Origin of the sequence: Shinella sp. S4-D37, from assembly GCF_040812195.1 — a bacterium.
GTDB lineage: Bacteria > Pseudomonadota > Alphaproteobacteria > Rhizobiales > Rhizobiaceae > Shinella.
On sequence record NZ_JBFNXL010000005.1, the window covers coordinates 2,275,480 to 2,294,744 of the forward strand.

Annotated in this window: 19 protein-coding genes; 11 read left to right on the top strand and 8 right to left on the bottom strand. The window is 66.0% G+C overall.

From position 1 onward, the window contains the following. Nucleotides 1–70: 70 nt before the first annotated feature. From lptF to rsmA, 6 genes are all read left to right on the top strand, one after another. Nucleotides 71–1,255 carry an LPS export ABC transporter permease LptF gene (gene lptF, locus AB3G45_RS18590; RefSeq protein ID WP_367831942.1) on the top strand — a complete coding sequence of 395 codons (1,185 nt, stop codon included), beginning with the start codon at nt 71–73 and terminating at the stop codon, nt 1,253–1,255. Continuing rightward, nucleotides 1,252–2,334: an LPS export ABC transporter permease LptG gene (lptG, locus tag AB3G45_RS18595; RefSeq protein ID WP_367831943.1), complete on the top strand. Its 1,083-nt coding sequence runs from the start codon at nt 1,252–1,254 to the stop codon at nt 2,332–2,334. The genes lptF and lptG overlap by 4 nt, the downstream gene beginning before the upstream one ends. Continuing rightward, nucleotides 2,334–4,670: an LPS-assembly protein LptD gene (locus AB3G45_RS18600; RefSeq protein WP_367831944.1), complete on the top strand. Its 2,337-nt coding sequence runs from the start codon at nt 2,334–2,336 to the stop codon at nt 4,668–4,670. The genes lptG and AB3G45_RS18600 overlap by 1 nt, the downstream gene beginning before the upstream one ends. Nucleotides 4,671–4,815: 145 nt before the next feature. Then, nucleotides 4,816–5,754: a SurA N-terminal domain-containing protein gene (locus tag AB3G45_RS18605; protein ID WP_367831945.1), complete on the top strand. Its 939-nt coding sequence runs from the start codon at nt 4,816–4,818 to the stop codon at nt 5,752–5,754. 55 nt (nt 5,755–5,809) lie between these two features. After that, the gene (gene pdxA / locus AB3G45_RS18610) at nt 5,810–6,844 is read left to right on the top strand and encodes a 4-hydroxythreonine-4-phosphate dehydrogenase PdxA (RefSeq protein WP_367831946.1); all 1,035 of its coding nucleotides are present in this window, start codon (nt 5,810–5,812) and stop codon (nt 6,842–6,844) included. Continuing rightward, nucleotides 6,844–7,671 (top strand): 16S rRNA (adenine(1518)-N(6)/adenine(1519)-N(6))-dimethyltransferase RsmA, encoded by an 828-nt coding sequence (gene rsmA, locus AB3G45_RS18615; RefSeq protein ID WP_367831947.1) that lies wholly within the window; start codon nt 6,844–6,846, stop codon nt 7,669–7,671. The genes pdxA and rsmA overlap by 1 nt, the downstream gene beginning before the upstream one ends. A 24-nt stretch (nt 7,672–7,695) precedes the next feature. Here rsmA and gmk read toward each other — a convergent pair whose 3' ends face one another. From gmk to fabD, 7 genes are all read right to left on the bottom strand, one after another. Beyond that, complete coding sequence (gene gmk, locus AB3G45_RS18620; protein ID WP_367831948.1) at nt 7,696–8,355, bottom strand: guanylate kinase; 660 nt, start codon at nt 8,353–8,355, stop codon at nt 7,696–7,698. A gap of 3 nt (nt 8,356–8,358) precedes the next feature. Next, nucleotides 8,359–9,246 carry a YicC/YloC family endoribonuclease gene (locus AB3G45_RS18625; protein WP_367831949.1) on the bottom strand — a complete coding sequence of 296 codons (888 nt, stop codon included), beginning with the start codon at nt 9,244–9,246 and terminating at the stop codon, nt 8,359–8,361. A gap of 238 nt (nt 9,247–9,484) precedes the next feature. After that, complete coding sequence (mltG, locus tag AB3G45_RS18630) at nt 9,485–10,666, bottom strand: endolytic transglycosylase MltG (RefSeq protein ID WP_367831950.1); 1,182 nt, start codon at nt 10,664–10,666, stop codon at nt 9,485–9,487. A gap of 118 nt (nt 10,667–10,784) precedes the next feature. Next, nucleotides 10,785–12,044 carry a beta-ketoacyl-ACP synthase II gene (gene fabF / locus AB3G45_RS18635; RefSeq protein WP_367831951.1) on the bottom strand — a complete coding sequence of 420 codons (1,260 nt, stop codon included), beginning with the start codon at nt 12,042–12,044 and terminating at the stop codon, nt 10,785–10,787. Between the two features lie 107 nt (nt 12,045–12,151). Next, the gene (locus tag AB3G45_RS18640) at nt 12,152–12,388 is read right to left on the bottom strand and encodes an acyl carrier protein (protein ID WP_003531676.1); all 237 of its coding nucleotides are present in this window, start codon (nt 12,386–12,388) and stop codon (nt 12,152–12,154) included. Between the two features lie 307 nt (nt 12,389–12,695). Then, entirely contained in the window at nt 12,696–13,433 is a 738-nt protein-coding gene (gene fabG, locus AB3G45_RS18645; RefSeq protein WP_367831952.1) for a 3-oxoacyl-[acyl-carrier-protein] reductase, read from the bottom strand. A gap of 114 nt (nt 13,434–13,547) precedes the next feature. Beyond that, complete coding sequence (gene fabD / locus AB3G45_RS18650) at nt 13,548–14,489, bottom strand: ACP S-malonyltransferase (protein WP_367831953.1); 942 nt, start codon at nt 14,487–14,489, stop codon at nt 13,548–13,550. A gap of 193 nt (nt 14,490–14,682) precedes the next feature. On the opposite strand from fabD, the gene AB3G45_RS18655 reads away from it, so the two are divergent. Next, nucleotides 14,683–15,726 (top strand): aldo/keto reductase, encoded by a 1,044-nt coding sequence (locus AB3G45_RS18655; protein WP_367831954.1) that lies wholly within the window; start codon nt 14,683–14,685, stop codon nt 15,724–15,726. Between the two features lie 57 nt (nt 15,727–15,783). Here AB3G45_RS18655 and AB3G45_RS18660 read toward each other — a convergent pair whose 3' ends face one another. Next, nucleotides 15,784–16,140, bottom strand: a complete 357-nt coding sequence (locus AB3G45_RS18660; RefSeq protein ID WP_367831955.1) for a hypothetical protein — start codon at nt 16,138–16,140, stop codon at nt 15,784–15,786. Between the two features lie 369 nt (nt 16,141–16,509). On the opposite strand from AB3G45_RS18660, the gene rpsF reads away from it, so the two are divergent. The 4 genes from rpsF (at nt 16,510) to rplI (ending at nt 19,074) form a co-directional block, all read left to right on the top strand. After that, entirely contained in the window at nt 16,510–16,962 is a 453-nt protein-coding gene (gene rpsF, locus AB3G45_RS18665; RefSeq protein ID WP_023515802.1) for a 30S ribosomal protein S6, read from the top strand. 24 nt (nt 16,963–16,986) lie between these two features. After that, on the top strand, nt 16,987–17,235 hold the full coding sequence (gene rpsR, locus AB3G45_RS18670; protein WP_023515801.1) for a 30S ribosomal protein S18: 249 nt from the start codon (nt 16,987–16,989) through the stop codon (nt 17,233–17,235). Between the two features lie 264 nt (nt 17,236–17,499). Next, the gene (locus AB3G45_RS18675) at nt 17,500–18,474 is read left to right on the top strand and encodes a DUF2232 domain-containing protein (protein WP_367831956.1); all 975 of its coding nucleotides are present in this window, start codon (nt 17,500–17,502) and stop codon (nt 18,472–18,474) included. A 21-nt stretch (nt 18,475–18,495) separates the two neighbouring features. After that, nucleotides 18,496–19,074: a 50S ribosomal protein L9 gene (gene rplI, locus AB3G45_RS18680; protein ID WP_367831957.1), complete on the top strand. Its 579-nt coding sequence runs from the start codon at nt 18,496–18,498 to the stop codon at nt 19,072–19,074. The last annotated feature ends 191 nt before the right edge of the window (nt 19,075–19,265 follow it).

Below are 19,265 nucleotides of genomic sequence, written 5' to 3' on the forward strand. Positions count from 1 at the left end.
TGCCCATGGCTGTTCCGGCGGGCGCCCCCGCCCAGGGCCGGAGCTGCCTGTCGCAAACGCGGACGAAACGATGAAACTGATCGAGCGCTATATCCTGCGGCGAGCGTCGCTCATGTTCGTCGCCACGCTCGTGCCCCTGCTCGGCATCGTCTGGGTCACGCAGGCCCTCGGCAGCATCAACCTCGTCACCGACAGCGGCCAGTCGATCTTCGCCTTCCTGAAGCTCGCCTCGCTCGTCCTGCCCTCGGTCATCCCCATCATCCTGCCCTTCGCGCTGGTCATCGGCGTGTCGCAGACGCTGACCGTCATGAACTCCGATTCGGAGCTGACGGTGCTGAACTCGGCCGGCGCCTCGCGCATGACGATCATCCGCCCGGTGATGATCCTCGCCGTGGCGATGAGCTTCGTCTCCTTCGCCGTCGACAATTTCGTCGAGCCCTATTCGCGCACCGCCGTGCGCAAGATGATCGCGACGGCCCATGCCGACATGCTCTCGGCCGTCGTGCAGGAAAACACCTTCCGCAAGATCACCGACGGCCTCTACGTGCAGGTGGCGGAACGGCGCAACGGCGGCGTGCTCGGCGGCCTCTTCGTCGCCGATACGCGCGATCCGCGCTTCGAGCTCGTCTACTATGCCCGCGAGGGCGCGGTGGACGAGAACAGCTCGGCGCTCGTCATGAAGGACGGCGAGGTGCACCGCAAGCTGCCGGACGGCAACGTCTCGATCATCAAGTTCGATTCCTACGCCTTCGACCTCGCCGACCTCACCCAGGCCGCCGGCAAGTCCAACATCCGGGCCAAGGACCGCGACTTCTTCTATCTTCTCGATCCGGACACCGACGATCCGCAATACAAGAAGAATCCCGGCGCCTTCACCGCGGAAATCCACCGCCGCTTCACCGAATGGCTCTTCCCGGCAGTCTTCGGCCTCATCGCGCTCGTCGTCAGCGGCGATGCCCGCTCGCATCGCGAGGCCCGCGTTCATCCGATGATCACGGCGCTGCTGACAGCCCTCTTCGTGCGCTGGGCAAGCTTCTACGCGTCGAACAATGCGGACGATTCCGGCTACTACATCCCGATCATGTACATCATCCCGGTCGTCACCGGGGCGCTGGCGATCCGCTATCTCGGGCGCAACAAGAGCCTCGACATTCCGGTGACGCTGGGCGAGCGGCTGACCGACCTGCGCGACCGGCTGCTGGCGCGTCTTTCGCGAACGGGCCCGGCCTCCAGCGGCGGGGGCGGCACGCCATGATCCCCACCCTCGGCTTCTATTTCTTCCGCCGCTACATCATCACGACGGTCTGGTTCCTCGCCGGCATCTTCTCGCTGATCTTCATCATCGATTTCAGCGAGATGTCGAACCGCGTCGGCGTTCTGCCGGGCTATACGCTGACGAGCGGCCTCCTGGTGACGGCGCTGCGCATCCCGATGATCCTGATGCAGACCGTGCCCTTCGTGGCGCTCTTTTCCGGCATGGCGGCGCTGATCTCGCTCAACAGGCGCTACGAGCTGGTCGTCACGCGCGCGGCCGGCATTTCGGTCTGGCAGTTCCTGCGCCCCTTCATCATCGGCGCCTTCCTGTTCGGCGTCATGGCCGTGCTCGCCATCAACCCCATCGCCGCCTGGGGCGCCAGGAAGGCGGCGGAGCTGGAATCGGGCTGGGGCGCCAGCAATGCCGCGCGCACCGAGACCGCCGTGCCGTGGCTGCGCCAGATCTACGGCGACGACCAGGCGATCATCGGCGCCAAGGCCGTTCTCGACGGCGGCACGCGCCTTGCGAACGTCACCGTCATCCACTTCGATCCCGACGGCCGCATCGTGCTGCGGCAGGATGCCGATTCGGCGACCTTGGAAGATGGTTACTGGCTCCTTAAGAACGTACACGAGACGCGCAACGGCGAATTGCCGGCCCGTCTCGCTGAGCTACAGCTTCGTACCAACCTGAAACGGGAATTCGTCCAGGAAAGCCTCGAAAAGCCTGAATCCATTCCGTTTTTGAGCCTCGGGCGCAAGATCGAGGCGGCAAAGTCCTTCGGCTTCCCGACGGATGCGTTGGAAACGCAGTTTCATTCCATGCTGTCGCTGCCGCTGCTGCTCGTCGCCATGACGCTGATCGCGGCCTGTGTATCACTGAAATTTAGCCGGTTTAATCAATCGCGTGCGGTGATTCTGGGTGGAATCCTTTCAGGCTTCATGCTTTATGTCGTCACCGTGCTTGTGAAAGCATTCGGAAGCAGCGGTGTTGTTCCTCCGTTCGTTGCGGCCTGGCTCCCAGTGGTCGTCGCAATGTCGTTGGGCGCGACGATTCTTCTCCATCAGGAGGATGGCTAGTGGCGGCAGGCGACCGCAAAACGAACAGGTGGTTGAAAGCCGCCCTGCTTGCAGGTGCGGCCATGGGCGCCATCGTGTCCGCCGCAGCGCTTCCCGCCCGGGCGCAGGCGCCCGACATCCAGTCGATGGAACCGAAGATCCCCGACGACGCCAAGCTGCTGCTGGCGGCCAACGAGCTCGTCTACAACAACGATACCGAGAAGGTGATCGCCCGCGGCGCGGTGCAGATCAACTATGGCGGCTACAAGCTCGTCGCCCGCCAGGTCGAATACAACCAGAAGACCGGCCGGCTGACGGCGCACGGCAATATCGAGCTCATCGAGCCGACCGGCAACCGCGTCTATGCCGACGAGATGGACCTGTCGGACGATTTCGCCAACGGTTTCGTCAACGCGCTGCGCATCGAGACCACGGACCTCACCAAGCTGGCGGCGACCAGCGGCGAGCGCGTCAACGGCGAGGAGATGATCCTCAACCACGCCGTCTATACCGCCTGCACGCCCTGCGCCACCGATCCCACGCACCGCTCGCTCTGGCAGGTCAAGGCCGAGCGCATCGTGCAGAACGGCCGCACCAAGACCATCCGCATGGAGCGCGCGCGCTTCGAGATGTTCGGCAGGCCGATCGCCTATATTCCCGTGCTGGAAGTGCCCGACCATACGGTCAAGCGCAAGAGCGGCTTCCTCTTCCCGCAGTTCAGCTACGAGCAGAAGCTCGGCCTCGGCATCACGACGCCCTATTATTTCGCGATCGCCCCGGACATGGACGCGACGCTCTCGCCGACCGTGCTGACCCGCCAGGGCTTCCTCGTCGAGGGCGAGTTCCGCAAGCGCTTCCACAACGGCCAGATCACGCTGCGCGCCGCCGGCATCGACCAGTGGAACCCGAGCGTCTTCACCGCCGGCACGAGCGACCGGCGCGACGACTTCCGCGGCATGGTCGCCTCCGAGGGCCGCTTCAAGATCAATCCCCGCTGGTCCTTCGGCTGGGATGTCATGGCGCAGACCGACAACAACTTCTCGCGCACCTACGACCTCGACGGCCTGGAAGACCGCATCCACGCCAACCAGGTCTACCTGACGGGCCTCGGCGACCGGAACGTCCTCGACCTGCGCTCCTTCTATTTCGACGTGCAGGACGCGGACCCGCAGGACAAGCTTGAACGCAAGCAGGCGATCGCCCAGACGCTCGACCACGAATATATCGTGCCGCAGCCGGTGCTGGGCGGCGAACTGTCGATCACCACGAACATCACCAATGTCGAGCGCGACCTGCGCGACGCCTACAGCGTGCGCGGCAACGACCGGTTCCGCGGCCTTGCCGGCGGCACGACGCGGCTGACCAGCGAAGTGGAATGGCGGCGCCAGTTCGTCGTGCCGGGCGGCCTCGTGCTGACCCCGCTGCTGGCGGCGCGCGGCGATATCCACCGCCTCGACATGAACGATCCCGGTGCCGGCTATGCCGGCAACTATGTCGACGACAACAGCGCGACACGCACGATGCTGACGGCGGGCCTGGAGGCGCGCTACCCGATCCTCGCGACGACCGACTACAGCACGCATCTGTTCGAGCCGGTCGCGCAGGTCTACCTGCGCCCGGACGAGGACCATGCCGGCGGCCTGCCGAACGAGGATGCGCAGAGCTTCGTCTTCGACGCCACCAACCTCTTCGAACGCGACAAGTTCTCCGGCTTCGACCGGATCGAGGGCGGTTCGCGCGCCAATCTCGGCCTGCGCTATACCGGCACCTTCGACAACGGCCTGCGCCTGCGCTCCATCGTCGGCCAGTCCTTCCATCTCGGCGGCGTGAACTCCTTCGCCACGCCCGATCTCGTCAATGCGGGCGCCAATTCGGGGCTGGAGACGGATTCGTCCGATTATGTCGGCATGGCCGGCATCGACCTGCCGAACGGCCTGTCGATCACCCACAGCGCCCGCCTCGACAAGGACGACTTCTCCATGCGCCGCGCCGACACCTCGGTGCGCTTCGACGGCGCCCGCTTCGAGACGGAGATCACCTACACGCGCATCGCCGCGCAGCCGGCCTATGGCCTCGCTGAGGATTCCAGCGAGATCCAGAGCGCCGCCGCCTTCAAGTTCGAGGACTACTGGTCGGTGTTCGGGTCGCTGACCTACGACATCAAGCGCCAGAGCCTGTCGCGCAACGGCATCGGCTTCTCCTATGACGATCGCGACACGGTCTTCTCGATCGTCTACGAGCAGACGCGCGACAAATCCGGCACGACGGCGAACGACTGGTCGATCGGCGCGCGGCTGATGTTCCGCACGCTCGGCGACATCAATGTCGGCGACACGACGCTGACCGGCTTCGAGTGAGCGCCGCCGCGCTCTTGTCATCGTTTGGCCGCATGTATTATGCACATCCGGGAGAAACGCCCGCCGGCGAAGGCCTCCTGCGTGGACGGCCTTCCCGCACGAACGATACCGGCGCGCGCGAAATGGGTTTGGGAAAGGGACTGGCATGACGGGCAGACACTCTCTGGTTCGCTCCATGATGATGGGCGTGGCGCTTGCCGCCGCGGCGACGATCGCGGTTCCGGCTGGCACGGTCCAGGCCGCAAGCGGTATCGTGGCCGTCGTCAACAACACGCCGGTCACCTCCGGCGAGGTCGAGCGCCGCGCCGCCTTCCTGCGCCTGCAGCGCACCGGGGGGAACCTGCGCGCCAAGGCCCGCGAGCAGATGATCGACGAGGTGCTGAAGCGCACCGAGATCCTGCGCCTCAAGATGTCCGTCAGCACCTCCGAGGTGGATGCCGCCTATGCGCGCTTTGCCGCCTCCAACAAGATGTCGGTGCAGCAGCTCGGCGAGATCCTCAGCCGCGCCGGCGTCGGTTCGGATCATTTCAAGCAGTATATCGCCATCCAGATGAGCTGGCCGCGCGTCGTCAACGCCCGCTACGGCGCCGCCAAGGACAGCAAGACGCTGGTCCAGCGCATGCAGGAGAACGGCGGCAAGAAGCCGGTCACCACCGAATATTTCCTCAAGCAGGTCATCTTCGTCGTGCCGGAGAAGCGCCGCAACGCCATTCTCGGCAAGCGCAAGCAGGAGGCGGAAGCCTCGCGCTCGAAATTCCCCGGCTGCGACCAGGCGAAGGTCTTCGCCGCGACCATGCGCGACGTCTCGATCCGCGATCTCGGCCGCGTGCTGGAGCCGGAAATGCCGGCGGACTGGAAGCCGCTCGTCGAGAAGGCGAACGGCATGACGACGGGCACGCGCGTCACCGAGCGCGGCGTCGAATATCTCGCCATCTGCAAGAAGCGCGAGGTCAATGACGACGTGGCCGCCGAAATGGTCTTCCGCGCCGAGGACCTCAGCAAGGCCAAGGGCAACGAGAACGACGAGAACAGCCAGAAGTACATCGCCGAACTGCGCAAGAAGGCGACGATCACCGAACGCTGATGCCGCAGCCGCGGCCCGCGCGGCGCTTCCCCCAACCCGCTGACGGCAGGGTCCCATGACGACGACAAGTTTCCCTCCGCTGGCGCTCACCATGGGCGATCCGGCGGGGATCGGGCCGGATATCACGCTTGCCCTCTGGTCGGCCCGCAAGGCGCTTTCCCTGCCGCCCTTCCTCTTCATCGGCGATGCCGCGGTGCTGCGCGAACGCGCCGCCGCCCTCGGGCTCGATGTCACGGTCGCGGCGGCGGAGCCGGAGACGGCGGCCGCCCTCTTCCCGGCCGCCCTGCCGGTGCTCGCCAGCGACTTCGCCGTTCCGGCCGTGGCAGGCGCGCCCGATTCCCGCAATGCCGGCGCCATCACCGGCGCGATCGAAGCCGCCGTCGCCCTGACGCTCGCCGGCCGCACCGCCGCCGTCGTGACGAACCCGATCGCCAAGGCCGTGCTCTACGATGCCGGCTTCGGCTTTCCCGGCCATACCGAATTCCTCGCCGATCTCGCCGCAAAGGCGACGGGCCGGCAGGCGCTGCCCGTCATGCTGCTGGCCGGGCCGAAGCTGCGCAGCGTGCCCGTCACCATCCACATTCCGCTGAAGGACGTGCCGGAGGCGCTGACGGAAGCGCTGATCGTGGAGACGGCGACCATCACCGAGCGGGACCTGCGGCAACGCTTCGGCATCGCCCGTCCGCGCCTTGCCCTTGCCGGGCTCAACCCGCATGCCGGCGAAGGCGGCGCGCTGGGCCTTGAGGACGACGCCGTCGTGCGCCCCGCCGTGGAGCGGCTCAAGGCAGCCGGCATCGACGCCGTCGGCCCGCTGCCGGCCGATACGATGTTCCATGACGCCGCCCGCGCCACCTACGACGTGGCGCTCTGCATGTATCACGACCAGGCGCTGATCCCCGCCAAGGCGCTCGGCTTCGACGACGCCGTCAATGCCACGCTCGGCCTGCCCTTCATCCGCACCTCGCCGGACCACGGCACGGCCTTCTCGCTGGCCGGCAGGGGCGTCGCCAAACCCGACAGCCTGCTCGCCGCCCTCCGCCTTGCCCATGACCTCGCCCGGCACGAACGGGCCGCAAAGGAGACCGGCTGATGGCCGCACTCGACGGGCTGCCGCCGCTCCGCGACGTCATCCAGCGCCACGGGCTGGACGCGAAGAAGGCGCTCGGCCAGAATTTCCTGCTCGACCTCAACCTCACCCAGAAGATCGCCCGCACCGCCGGACCCATCGAGGACCACACGGTCATCGAGGTCGGCCCCGGCCCGGGCGGCCTGACGCGCGCCATCCTGGCGCTCGGCGCCAAGCGGGTGATCGCCATCGAGCGCGACGCGCGCTGCCTGCCGGCGCTGGCGGAGATTTCGAACCATTATCCCGGCCGCCTGACGGTCATCGAAGGGGACGCGCTGAAGACCGATTTCGAGGCGCTGGCGCCCGGCGAGCCGGTGCGCATCATCGCCAACCTCCCCTACAATGTCGGCACGCAGCTTCTCGTCAACTGGCTGCTGCCGAAGGCCTGGCCGCCCTTCTGGGACACGCTGACGCTGATGTTCCAGCGCGAGGTGGGCCTGCGCATCGTGGCGGAGGAGAACGACGACCATTATGGCCGGCTCGGCGTGCTCTCGGGCTGGCGCACCCATGCCCGCATGGCCTTCGACGTGCCGCCCCAGGCCTTCACCCCGCCGCCGAAGGTCACCTCCTCCGTGGTGCATCTGGAGCCGGTGCCCAATCCCCTGCCCTGCGAGGCCCGCGCGCTGGAGCGCGTCACCCACGCCGCCTTCGGCCAGCGCCGCAAGATGCTGCGCCAGAGCGTCAAGTCGCTCGGCGGCGAGGCCCTTTTGGCGCGCGCGCAGATCGATCCGCAGCGGCGGGCGGAGACGCTGAGCGTGGAAGAGTTCGTGCGGCTGGCGAACGTGCTGTAGGGGGGCGGCCTCAGCCGGGCGACCCTAAAGAACCGGCTTCTCCGTCACCAGCTTCGTCACGAACTCGAACAGCCCGTGCCGCCGGTCGCGGCGCAGGCGTTCGGCCTTGACGATGCTCTGCACGGCGTCGAAGGCGACGGAGAGGTCGTCGTTGAGGATGACGTAGTCGTATTCCCGCCAGTGCTCGATCTCGGCGCAGGAATTGGCAAGGCGGGTCTGGATGACCTCCTCCGTGTCCTCGGCCCTACGATGCAGGCGCGATTGCAGCTCGGTCATCGAGGGCGGCAGGATGAAGATGGAGACGACGTCGGCCGGCATCTTCTCCTGCAATTGCTGGGCGCCCTGCCAGTCGATGTCGAACAGCATGTCGCGGCCGGCCGACATCGCCTCCTCCACCGGCTCGCGCGGCGTGCCGTAGAAATTGCCGTGCACCTCGGCCCATTCGAGCAGGGCGTCGCTGTCGCGCAGCCGCTCGAACTCCTTGTGGTTGATGAAATGGTAGTGCCGGCCGGCGATCTCGCTCGCCCGGCGCTGGCGCGTGGTGACGCTGACCGACAGGCTGAGGCCGGGATCGGCCTCCAGGAGGTTGCGGGCGATGGTCGACTTGCCGGCGCCCGACGGCGAGGAGATGACGAGCATGAGCCCGCGGCGTTCGATTTGGATATGCTTTGACGGCTCGGCCATGGCCTACTCCAGATTCTGGACCTGTTCCCTGAACTGGTCGATGACGACCTTCAGTTCGATACCTGCAGCCGTTACAGCAGCGGCGTTCGACTTGGAACAGATCGTATTCGATTCCCGGTTAAATTCCTGTGCGAGAAAATCGAGCTTGCGGCCGATCGGCCCGCCCGCGGCGATGAGTTCGCGCGCCGCGGCGACATGCCCCTTCAACCGGTCGATCTCCTCGCGCAGGTCCGCCTTCGTGGCAAGCAGCGCCGCCTCCTGGTGCAGGCGGTCGCGATCGAGCGCCGTCGTTCCCTGCATGAGGAGGGCGACCTGCGCGGAAAGCCGCTCGGCGACGGCAGAAATACTGCGCGACGGATCGGCCTCGACGGCCGTCGTCAGCGCCGCGATGCGGGCGACCTGGCCGAGCAGCACGCCGGCCAGCGCCGCCCCTTCCCGGCGCCGCATCTCGGCCAGGCGACGGATCGCCTCGGCCAGCCCCGCGCGGATATCGGCGTCCCGTGCCGTGCGCTCGGCCTCGCTCTCGTCCGCCTCGCGGAAATCGACGACGCCGCGCATGGACAGCAGCGTATCGAGCTTCAGGGGCGCCGGGTCGATCGTGCCGGCCAGTTGCGTGCGCAGCGCCAGCACGGCGGCAAGCGCCCCCTGGTTCACCACCGCCTCGACCTGCGCCTCGCTGACGCTGACGGAAAGCGCGATCTGGAGATTGCCGCGCGCGAGCGTTTCGCCCGCAAGGGGACGCACATCGGCCTCCAGCGCCTCGAAGCCGGGCGGCAGGCGTAGCCTGATGTCGAGGCCCTTGCCGTTGACCGAGCGCAGTTCCCACGCCCAGCGCGTGCGCCCGCTGGTTCCCTCGACCCGCGCAAAGCCGGTCATCGATTGCAATGTCATGTCATCCTCCAGTGGCGCCCGGCGACGGCAGGTCGAGCCGGAAAGCCGGGCCGCCGAAACGCGCCGCAGGCGCGAAAAGCCATCTCCCAAAGTGGAGCAGTTTCACGGGGTTGGAAACGGGGGAGCGCCGGGAACGGCGCGCGATCCACATCAAAGGTGGGGATGAGCCGGAAAGCATGCCCCAAAACGAGAAGACCCCGGCGATGCCGGGGTCTTTCCGCAGGGAAGGAAGGCGCTCTTACTGCGAGCCGGCGGCTTCCGCTTCTTTCGCGGCCTCGGCCGCCTTCTCCGCTTCCAGCTTGCGCCAGCGGCGGACATTCTGGTTGTGCTCGTCCAGCGTCTCGGCGAAGACGTGGCCGCCGGTGCCGTCGGCGACGAAGTAGAGGTCCGGCGTGCGCGACGGGTTGGCGACCGCCTCCAGGGCCGCGCGGCCCGGATTGGCGATCGGCGTCGGCGGCAGGCCCTTGATGATATAGGTGTTGAACGGCGTCTGCTTCTCGAGGTCCGACTGGAAGATCGGCCGGTCGGCCGGTTTGCCGTCGCCGCCGAAGATGCCGTAGATGATCGTCGGGTCGGACTGCAGGCGCATGCCCTTGTCGAGGCGGTTGAGGAAGACCGAGGCGACGCGCGGCCGCTCGTCGGCCCGGCCCGTCTCCTTCTCGACGATCGAGGCGAGCGTGACGAATTCCTCGCGGCTTGCGATCGGCAGGTTGTCGTCGCGGCGCTCCCAGATCTGGTCGACGAGGGTCTTCTGCGCCGCCAGCATCTGCTGGAGGATGTCGGCGCGCTTGGTGCCGCGCGAGAACTTGTAGGTGTCGGGCATCAGCGAGCCCTCCGCCGGCAGGTCGGCCGGCAGGTCGCCTTCCAGCACCGGATCGTCGGACAGGCGCCTGAAGACCTGCTTGACCGTCAGCCCCTCCGGCACGGAGACGCTGTAGAGGATCGACTTGCCGGATTTCAGCAATTCGACGATCTCGCGCATCGTCGCGCCGGCCTTGATCTCGTATTCGCCGGCCTTCAGCGTCTCGCCGTCGAGATAGATGCGCGAGAGAATGCGGAAGACGCGGCTGTCGGAGATGATGTCGTTGCGCTCGAGATTGGCCGCAATCTCGTTCGTGCCGGCGCCGGCACGCACGATGAAGTTCGTGTTTGCCGTCAACGGGCCCGCTTCCTCGTAGCGCTTCACGCCGTAGTAGAAGATGCCCATGCCGACGATCGTGGCGAAGACGACCACGGTCATGACGAAATTGAGGAAGATGACGATCTGGCTGCGTGCCTTGCGCGAACGCCGCCGGCTCGGCGGCTGCGGCACCTGTTCCGGCCGAAGGGCCTCGTTGGCGGACTTGGGGATGATGCGCGACTGGCCGGAGGCCTCGCCGCGGCCAAACTGCGTCTCGCCGGGTTCGTTCGTGTCGCTCACGGACTGTCCTCATGTTCGGGCATTGCTCGACTGTCTTCCAGCAGAGCAATACGGCAAAAGCAGGATGAACCTGCCCTGCGCATTCGGGTGTGTGGCGTGCCGGAGCACGGGCCCCGGTTCAGGCGTAACGCTTGAGAACAAGCGATGCATTCGTCCCGCCGAAGCCGAACGAATTGGACAGCGCCACGTTGATCTCGCGCTTGCGCGCCTTGTGCGGCACCAGGTCGATCGCCGTCTCGACATCGGGATTGTCGAGGTTCAGCGTCGGCGGGGCGATGTTGTCGCGGATCGCCAGCGCCGTGAAGATCGCCTCGACCGCGCCGGCGGCGCCGAGCAGGTGGCCGATCGCCGACTTGGTGGACGACATGGAGACGCGGGAGGCGGCATCGCCGACGAGGCGCTCCACCGCGCCAAGCTCAATCGTGTCGGCCATGGTGGAGGTGCCGTGCGCGTTGATATAGTCGAGTTCGCTCGCCGGGATGCCGGCGCGCTTCAGCGCCATCTGCATGCAGCGATAGGCGCCGTCGCCGTCTTCCGACGGGGCGGTGATGTGATAGGCGTCGCCCGAAAGGCCGTAGCCGACGACCTCGGCATAGATCTTCGCGCCGCGCGCCTTGGCGTGCTCCAGCTCTTCCAGGATGACGACGCCTGCGCCCTCACCCATGACGAAGCCGTCGCGGTCGCGGTCATAGGGGCGCGAGGCGGCGGTGGGGTCGTCGTTGCGGGCGGTGGAGAGCGCCTTGCAGGCGGCAAAGCCGGCGAGCGCGATGCGGCAGATCGGCGATTCGGCGCCGCCCGCCACCATGACGTCGGCGTCGCCGAGCGCGATCAGGCGGCTGGCGTCGCCGATGGCATGCGCGCCCGTCGAGCAGGCGGTGACGACGGAATGGTTCGGGCCGCGCAGCTTGTGCTTGATGGAGACCTGGCCGGAGGCGAGGTTGATCAGGCGGCCGGGGATGAAGAAGGGCGAGACGCGGCGCGGGCCCTTGTCGCGCAGCGTGTAGCCGGCCTCGACGATGCCGTCGAGGCCGCCGATGCCGGAGCCGATGAGCACGCCGGTCGCGATCTGGTCCTCGTTCGTCTTCGGGTGCCAGCCGGCGTCGGCCAGCGCCATGTCGGCGGCCGCGACGGCGTAGACGATGAAGGGATCGACCTTGCGCTGTTCCTTCGGCTCCATCCACTGGTCGGCATTGTAGGTGCCGTCGGTGCCGTCGCCGAGCGGGATAGAACAGGCGATCTTTGCGGGAAGGTCCTCGACCTCGAAGGTGGTTACCCTGGCAGCCCCGCTGCGGCTTTCGAGAAGCCGGCTCCAGGTAATTTCGGTGCCACAGCCAAGCGGGGATACCATGCCGGTACCCGTGATAACGACACGCCTCATCGTCCGTGATCCACCCTTATGTATTCTATGCCTATTGCCCCAAGAGGAGGTGCGGCCCCGGAAGGGCCGTGGACGGGCCGCCCGAAGGCGGCCCGCCGGAGATCAGATCAGGCCTGGGCCTTCTCGATGAACTTGACGGCGTCGCCGACCGTCAGGATCGAGTCGGCGGCATCGTCCGGGATCTCGACGCCGAATTCTTCTTCGAACGCCATGACCAGTTCGACGGTGTCGAGCGAGTCCGCGCCAAGATCATCGATGAAGCTTGCGCCTTCGCTGACCTTTTCGGCGTCAACGCCCAGATGATCAATGACAATTTTCTTTACGCGTTCTGCGATATCGCTCATGTCGGATTCCTCGACCTTTGTTTTTGATCGGCGCCTGTCACGGCACCGGACACTCAACACGCCCGATGTGCCTCAAGAACACATCCGGCAATCCCTTCAACCGGGCCATTCAACTGGCAATGCGGCATCGGCGATACTGTTCCGTACCGTCGGATCACTCGGGCATTAACCGGTCGACTGCTGACAGTCATGGCCCGATTAACACGGTTTAAGTCCGCCGCAAAGTGCGAAAATGCCCGGCGCGCCAGCGGTCAACATGCTATTCATGCTGCAACGCCGGGCACTTGGGCCGGGCATTCGGCCTTCCTCAGATCATCGCCATGCCGCCGTTCACATGCAGCGTCTGGCCCGTCATGTAGGCGGCCTCGGACGAAGCGAGGTAGGCGACGGCGGAGGCGACTTCCGCGCCGGTGCCCATGCGCCTCATCGGGATGGCCCCCATGATCGCCTCTTTCTGCTTGTCGTTCAGCTTGCCGGTCATCGCGCTTTCGATGAAGCCGGGGGCCACGCAGTTGACCGTGACGTTGCGCGTCGCGATCTCCTGGGCGAGCGACTTGCTGAAGCCGATCATGCCGGCCTTGGAGGCGCAGTAGTTCGCCTGGCCCGGATTGCCGGTGACGCCGACGACGGAGGTGATGTTGATGATGCGGCCGTAGCGGCGGCGCATCATCGGATGGGTGAGTTCGCGCGTCAGTCGGAAGACGGCCGTGAGATTGACCTCCAGGACCGCGTCCCAGTCGTCGTCGCTCATGCGCACGAACAGGCCGTCCCTGGTGATGCCGGCATTGTTGACGAGGATGTCGACGCCGCCGAGATCGGCCTCGGCCTTCTCGCCGAGCGCCTTGACTTCGGCGCGGTCGGAAAGGTTCGCCGGGAAGATGTGGACGCGCTCACCAAGCTCGTTGGCCAGCGTTTCCAGCTTCTCGACGCGCGTGCCGTGCAGGCCGACGATCGCCCCCTGGGCATGGAGGATGCGGGCGATCTCCTCGCCGATGCCGCCGGATGCGCCGGTAACGAGAGCCTTGCGGCCGGAAAGATCAAACATGGATAGGCTCCTGTGTGTTGAGCAAATGGAAACAGGAATTAGGCAGTAGGAATTAGGCGATAGGGATGCTCATTCGAGGCCGGTTCCAGGCCCTATTGCCTATTGCCTAATTCCTCAGATCAGCGCCGACAACGCATTGTCGATATCCGCCGGGCCGTTGATGGCGATGCCGGTGACGGACTTGTCGATGCGGCGGGCAAGGCCGGTCAGGACCTTGCCGGAGCCGACCTCGTAAAGCGTCGTGACGTTGTTTGCCGCGAACCATTCGACCGTCTCGCGCCAGCGCACCTGGCCGGTGACCTGCTCGACGAGCAGGCGGACGATCTCCTGCGGATCGCTGACCGGGGCGGCGCGGACATTGGCGAGGACGGGCACGACCGGGGCCTTCGCCGACACGCCCGCCAGCGCCTCGCGCATGGCGTCGGCGGCCGGGGCCATCAGGGCGGAATGGAAGGGAGCGGAGACGGTGAGCATCAGCGCGCGCTTGGCGCCCTTCTCCGTCGCGAGCCGTGCGGCGACCTCGACGGCCGGCTTGGAGCCGGAGATGACGAGCTGGCCGCCGCCATTGTCGTTGGCGATCTGGCAGCTTCCGCCGGTGGAGGCTTCCTTGCAGACGGCTTCGACATCCGCCTGCTCCAGGCCGATGATCGCCGCCATGGCGCCCTCGCCCACCGGCACGGCGGACTGCATGGCATTGCCGCGGATGCGCAGGAGGCGCGCGGTATCGGCCAGCGTGAAGGTTCCGGCGGCACAGAGCGCCGAATATTCGCCGAGCGAATGGCCGGCGACGTAGGAGACCTGGTCCTTCAGCGACAGGCCGCGCGCCTCGAGCACGCGCATGACGGCGATCGACACGGCCATCAGCGCCGGCTGGGCGTTCGCCGTCAGCGTCAATGTCTCTTCCGGTCCCTCGAACATGATGGCGGAAAGCTTCTGGCCGAGGGCCTCGTCGACTTCCGCGAAAACGGCGCGCGCCTCCGGGAAGGCTTCCGCGAGATCCTTGCCCATGCCGACGGCCTGGCTGCCCTGGCCGGGGAAGGTGAATGCTACGCTCATAGGGGTCTCTCCCGTCTCATGTTTTCTTTTCCATTCACATTCCGGCCCGGCGAGTCAAGGCGTGCGGCGGGCTTCCGGCACCCCGAAGCCGGCATTTCCAAGGCCTTCGCACAGGGAAAAGCCGCTTTGCATCTTGCGCTTCGCGGGTAGCCGCCTACATTCGCGCCGTTCCCACAACAGGATTTCTCCTCCCATGAAATACAATCCGCTTGGCCGGACCGGCATCAGCGTGTCGGAAATCTGCCTCGGCACGATGACCTGGGGCTCGCAGAACAGCGAGAAGGACGCGCACGACCAGCTCGACTACGCGTTCGCCCGGGGCGTGAACTTTATCGATACGGCCGAACTCTATCCGACGACCCCGCTTTCCGCCGAAACCTACGGCGATACCGAACGCTTCATCGGCACCTGGATGGCCGCGCGCGGCAACCGCGACAAGGTCGTCCTCGCCACCAAGGTCGCCGGCCCCGGCCGTCCCTATATCCGCGACGGAGCGCCGATGAGCCGCGCCGGCATCCTTTCGGCGATCGACGGCAGCCTCCAGCGCCTGAAGACCGACTATGTCGACCTCTACCAGCTGCACTGGCCGAACCGCGGACATTACCACTTCCGCAATTCCTGGAGCTACGACCCGTCGAAGCAGGATCGCGAAAAGGTCGCCGCCGAGCTTCTGGAGATACTCGAAACCATCGGCGACCTCGTGAAGGCCGGCAAGGTGCGGGCGCTCGGCCTGTCGAACGACACGGCCTGGGGCACGATGCGGATGCTGACGCTCGCCGAGGACAAGGGCCTGCCCCGCGTCGCCTCGATCCAGAACGAGTACAACCTGCTCTACCGGGCCTACGATCTCGACCTTGCGGAAGTCTCGCATCACGAGGATGTCGGGCTTCTCGCCTATTCGCCGCTCGCCGCCGGGCTTCTCACCGGAAAATATCTCGACGGCGCCCGGCCGGAAGGCTCGCGCCTGACGAAGAACGGCGATCTCGGCGGACGCTACCAGCCGCTGCAGGAACCGGCCGTGCGCGCCTATGTAGATCTGGCGAAGGAGCATGGACTCGATCCCGGCCAGATGGCGCTGGCCTTCTGCCTGACGCGGCCCTTCATGGCCTCCGTCATCATCGGCGCGACGACGATGGAGCAGTTGCAGACGGATATCGGCGCGGCGGACGTGACGCTCCCGCCCGATGTGCTGAACGGCATCCGCCGCATCCATAGGCTCTACCCGGCGCCCATGTGATAAACAGAAAAACCCGCCGTTTCCGGCGGGTTTTTCTTTGCCACATGCGGGGTGACGTTACGGGTTCGTGGTGGTCGCACCACCCTCGGCACCGCCGCCGTCCGGCTGGCTTTCCAGCGGCTGCGTGCCGGTGGCACCGTCTGCCTGGCCATCCGTGGCCGTGCCGCCGGCCGGCGCCGTGTCCGTCGTACCGATGGCCGACGTGTTGGCGTTCGGGTCGACGCCGTCGCCCGGCGTTCCGCTGCCGACGAAATAGAAGATGCCCACGGCGACGAGCACCGCAAGGATGACGGCCACGGCCCAGCCGCCCGTGCCCCTCCCGCTGCTCTGGTTCACGACGGTCGGTCCGCGATCATCCACCGGGCGCGTGATGCGATCTTCCGGGGGACGATTGACAAGGTTCGGGTCTTGCATTTCGGTCACTCCATCTGGTTGGATCGCAATGAACAACGCGGCGTCTTCCTTTTGGTTCCAGCCTGTCGCAAAACGAGGCAACGCGTTCCGGTCTCGGGTCTTGTATTTTGCTCCGGGTCTTGCTTTCGGCCGGAAAACCCGTATAAGGCGCGCTGTTCAACACACCCGGTCAATCGGCTGGTGGCTGAACGGAGGGCCGGCGATCGTTGAAAATCGCCGTTTGGAGCCAAGGGCTCCGGCCTCCCGTGTCTCCGCTCTCGACCGTCTGGATTAAACGCTTTTCTTGGCTGGGGCTTCCTGAAGCCCTTGGGAACTGTCGTTGAGGCTTGGCGCCGGTTTCGGGTGTAAACGCAAGAAAGGCAAAGCCACATGGCTCTTTACGAACATGTCTTCCTGGCCCGCCAGGACGTGTCCGCCCAGCAGGTCGACGCTCTCGTCGAACAGTACAAGGGTGTGATCGAATCGCTCGGCGGCAAGGTCGGCCGGGTTGAGAACTGGGGCCTCAAGTCCCTCACCTACCGCATCAAGAAGAACCGCAAGGCGCATTACGCGCTGATGGACATCGACGCCCCGGCCGCCGCCATCCACGAGATGGAACGCCAGATGCGCATCAACGAAGACGTTCTTCGTTACATGACCATCGCCGTGGAAGCCCACGAGGAAGGCCCGTCGGCCATGATGCAGAAGCGCGACCGCGACGACCGTCCGCGTCGTGACGGCGACGACCGCGGCCCGCGCCGCGATTTCGGCGACCGTCCGCGCCGCGACTTCGGCGACCGCCCGCCGCGTGGCGACCGTCCGGCCCGCGAAGACCGCGCGTAATCGAAGCAGAAGGAGATTTTGACTATGGCTGATGTTTCTTCCGCTCCGGCACGCCGTCCGTTCCACCGCCGCCGCAAGACCTGCCCCTTCTCGGGCGCGAACGCTCCGAAGATCGACTACAAGGACGTCCGTCTTCTGTCGCGCTACATTTCCGAGCGTGGCAAGATCGTTCCGTCCCGCATCACGGCCGTTTCCCAGAAGAAGCAGCGCGAACTCGCCAAGGCGATCAAGCGCGCCCGCTTCCTCGGCCTGCTGCCCTACGTCGTAGCGTAAGGACGTGACTCTGCGGCCTGACTCAAGGTCGGGCCGGGACACATGACTCCGGGGAAGACGGCCCTGCCGCCTTCCCCTTTCCCTTCCGCGTTGGGCGCGGATCGGAGCCGCCGACTTTCAGAGCAATTCCAGCAAAAGTGTGAAACGGTTTTGCGTCCGGGATTGCGGGAAATCTGAAGTCAAAATCCCATGTTGGGGAGACGGTCCTGAATCAATCTTTCAGGAAACTCCTCTAACTGTCTGACCGGACAGGACAGCGAAGCCGTGAAGACCCTGACGCCGACATCGATTGCGACCGGCCTGATTGCCGGTGTGACCGCCGCTCTGCTTTCGCTGAGCGCGAATGCGCAGTCGACGCTGGCGATCGTGCTTTACGCCGCGTCCGCCCTTCCCATCCTGATCGCCGGCCTCGGCTGGGGCAATGCCAGCGCGCTGATCGCCGTCGTCGCCGGCGGGGCGACCGCCTCCATGCTGGTCTCCTCGCATTTCGCGCTGCTGATCGTCATCATCACGCTGATCCCGGCCGGCTGGCTGTCCAACCTTGCGAACCTGGCGCGCCCCGCCTCCGAACTCGGCGGCCCGGAAGACGCGCTCGCCTGGTATCCGCTGTCCAACATCCTCGCGCACCTCGCCGTCATGGTGACGCTCGGCATGATCGCCGTCGGCGCGATCGTCGGTTACGACAGCGCCATGGCGAGCCAGCTCGTCGACATCGTCATCCAGACGCTGAAGGCCCAGGAGCCGCTCTACGATCCCGACGCGGCCGCCGTCGCGCAGTTGAAGTCCATCTTCGCGCTCGCCCTGCCGCTCGTGCAGGGCGCGCTCTGGGTCTTCCTGCTGTTTGCGGCCTATTATGTCGCGACCTTCATCGTGCGCCTGTCCGGCCGGGGCCTTCGCCCGCGCGAGGACATGCCCTCGACGCTGCGCATGCACCGCAACGCGATCTTCTTCTTCCTCGCCGGCCTCGTCCTCGCCTTCATGGGCGGCGTGCCGGCGATCATCGGCGCGCTCGTCTGCGGCACCTTCGGGGCCGGTTTCGTGCTTGCCGGCTTCGCGAGCCTGCATTTCAGGACGCGCGGCAAGCCGTGGCGGCTCTTTGCCCTGTGGTTCGCCTATATCTCGGTACTGCTCTTCACCATACCGATCTTCGCCATCCTCGTCCTGGGCCTGATGGACACGCGGCGCACCATCGCGCTGACGCCCGCCGGCCCGGGAGAGAAGAAAAACCAGAACAGCTGACATTCAGAAAGGAACTCTAAAATGGACGTCATTCTCCTCGAACGCATCGCCAAGCTCGGCCAGATGGGCGAAACCGTGAAGGTTCGCGACGGCTTTGCCCGTAACTACCTGCTGCCGCTCGGCAAGGCGCTGCGCGCCAACGAAGCCAACAAGAAGCGCTTCGAATCCGAGCGCGCGACGCTCGAAGCCCGCAACCTCGAGCGCAAGTCGGAAGCCCAGGCGGTTGCCGAGAAGCTCGACGGCAAGTCCTTCGTCATCGTCCGCTCCGCGGGCGAAACCGGCCAGCTCTACGGCTCGGTCGCTGCCCGCGACGTCATCGAGGCGCTGGCTGCCGACGGCTTCAACGTCGGCCGCAACCAGGTCGAGCTCAACACCCCGATCAAGGCGATCGGCCTGCACAAGGTCGTCCTGCACCTGCACGCCGAAGTCGAGATCTCGGTCGAAGTCAACGTCGCCCGCTCCGCCGAGGAAGCCGAGCGCCAGTCGAAGGGCGAAAGCCTGACGTCGGCCGACGCGATCTACGGCGTCGACGAAGACGCGCTGACGGCTGCCGACTTCTTCGACCCGGAAGCCGAGGGCATCGAAGAAGAAGACGCATAATATCCGCCTTCGACGGATGCTACAGGACGGGCCGGCTCTTGCCGGCCCGTTTCGTTTGAAGGGCCAGAAAGCACGGCTTGAAATCGCGCCTTTTCCATCAATATCTATATTCCGTTAGACTGGATTGGCGGTTGGGCCGCTTGCAAGGCCGGTTTCCGACCAGACCCGTTTCCGCCAGATTTTCAAGCGTG

Excerpts from the sequence above, each read along its gene's own strand:
- pdxA (WP_367831946.1), top strand. The coding sequence starts at position 5,810 with ATGACGACGACAAGTTTCCCTCCGCTGGCGCTCACCATGGGCGATCCG.
- AB3G45_RS18625 (WP_367831949.1), bottom strand. The coding sequence starts at position 9,246 with ATGACATTGCAATCGATGACCGGCTTTGCGCGGGTCGAGGGAACCAGC.
- rpsR (WP_023515801.1), top strand. The coding sequence starts at position 16,987 with ATGGCTGATGTTTCTTCCGCTCCGGCACGCCGTCCGTTCCACCGCCGC.
- fabD (WP_367831953.1), bottom strand. The coding sequence starts at position 14,489 with ATGAGCGTAGCATTCACCTTCCCCGGCCAGGGCAGCCAGGCCGTCGGC.
- lptG (WP_367831943.1), top strand. The coding sequence starts at position 1,252 with ATGATCCCCACCCTCGGCTTCTATTTCTTCCGCCGCTACATCATCACG.
- AB3G45_RS18605 (WP_367831945.1), top strand. The coding sequence starts at position 4,816 with ATGACGGGCAGACACTCTCTGGTTCGCTCCATGATGATGGGCGTGGCG.
- fabF (WP_367831951.1), bottom strand. The coding sequence starts at position 12,044 with ATGAGGCGTGTCGTTATCACGGGTACCGGCATGGTATCCCCGCTTGGC.
- lptF (WP_367831942.1), top strand. The coding sequence starts at position 71 with ATGAAACTGATCGAGCGCTATATCCTGCGGCGAGCGTCGCTCATGTTC.
- rplI (WP_367831957.1), top strand. The coding sequence starts at position 18,496 with ATGGACGTCATTCTCCTCGAACGCATCGCCAAGCTCGGCCAGATGGGC.
- AB3G45_RS18660 (WP_367831955.1), bottom strand. The coding sequence starts at position 16,140 with ATGCAAGACCCGAACCTTGTCAATCGTCCCCCGGAAGATCGCATCACG.
- AB3G45_RS18655 (WP_367831954.1), top strand. The coding sequence starts at position 14,683 with ATGAAATACAATCCGCTTGGCCGGACCGGCATCAGCGTGTCGGAAATC.
- rsmA (WP_367831947.1), top strand. The coding sequence starts at position 6,844 with ATGGCCGCACTCGACGGGCTGCCGCCGCTCCGCGACGTCATCCAGCGC.
- AB3G45_RS18640 (WP_003531676.1), bottom strand. The coding sequence starts at position 12,388 with ATGAGCGATATCGCAGAACGCGTAAAGAAAATTGTCATTGATCATCTG.
- rpsF (WP_023515802.1), top strand. The coding sequence starts at position 16,510 with ATGGCTCTTTACGAACATGTCTTCCTGGCCCGCCAGGACGTGTCCGCC.
- fabG (WP_367831952.1), bottom strand. The coding sequence starts at position 13,433 with ATGTTTGATCTTTCCGGCCGCAAGGCTCTCGTTACCGGCGCATCCGGC.
- gmk (WP_367831948.1), bottom strand. The coding sequence starts at position 8,355 with ATGGCCGAGCCGTCAAAGCATATCCAAATCGAACGCCGCGGGCTCATG.